The sequence below is a fragment of the Ensifer sp. ENS11 genome (assembly GCF_014851895.1).
Lineage (GTDB): Bacteria > Pseudomonadota > Alphaproteobacteria > Rhizobiales > Rhizobiaceae > Ensifer > Ensifer canadensis.
This window is the reverse complement of the sequence record NZ_JACVAN010000056.1, coordinates 1-892: the sequence shown is the minus strand read 5'-3', so window position 1 is coordinate 892 and position 892 is coordinate 1. Positions and strand designations below refer to the sequence as shown.

Annotated in this window: 2 tRNA genes; both read right to left on the bottom strand. The window is 54.0% G+C overall.

Annotation, left to right across the window (positions count from 1 at the left end):
• Positions 1-313 precede the first annotated feature (313 nt).
• Positions 314-389: transfer RNA gene (locus tag IB264_RS34185), tRNA-Ala, on the bottom strand.
• A gap of 172 nt (positions 390-561) precedes the next feature.
• Positions 562-638 (bottom strand) — tRNA-Ile (locus IB264_RS34180).
• Positions 639-892 lie beyond the last annotated feature (254 nt).

Genomic DNA, 892 nt, shown 5'->3' with positions numbered 1-892 from the left:
TCAGGCAACACCAATCAGGCACGAACACCAGAAGGGCGCTCCGAAGAACACCCAAACAATGATCATGCCCATAAGACAAGCTTCCTTCCTACCTCCAGCCCCTCTTCCATATCCGGTCGGCTAGACCATCCATGGTTTCATAAGGACTGGGCTCGGACGTCTCCAACGATCTTTCGACCATCTTCAACACCTGGAAGCTTCCAGACATATCTTCTCTTCACAATGTAATCAGAACAGGCATCAACCTCCTAAAAGCCGATGCAAACTTTTATTTCTCCAAGGATATCTTTCCGCCAGTTCAACACCAATCGAATGGTGGAGCTGAGCGGGATCGAACCGCTGACCCCCTGCTTGCAAAGCAGGTGCTCTCCCAGCTGAGCTACAGCCCCAACCGTCTCGATCACCAACGGCAAGCCGTCGGCTTCGGTGAACTAAGTCAGCAACCCAACGGCCAAAAGCCGCAAGGGCAAAGCCCGTCGCCGATCGTTCGGCGGCCCGTCCGGAGCGCAGCGATCGAAGATCGCGACAGCGTCAGGACAAACAACCATTCTCCAAAGAGAATGGTGGGCCCGGGCAGACTCGAACTGCCGACCTCACGCTTATCAGGCGTGCGCTCTAACCACCTGAGCTACGGGCCCATCTTGGGTAAAGCACGCACGCAACATTCGCTCGACGCAAACGACAAGCGGGCGTGGTTCGTATCCTTGTGAGAAAGAGAAACGTGGACGGCGGCTCTCGCCATACCATCATGATGCAAGCATCTAAGTGGCGTATTGCGTTTCGATCGTGATCTGACTGATCCGATCTATGTTCTAAAAAGCACGGGAAAGGTCATATCGGCGAACCGATCGTCTTCCAATTCCACAGCTTCCTTAGAAAGGAGGTGATCCAG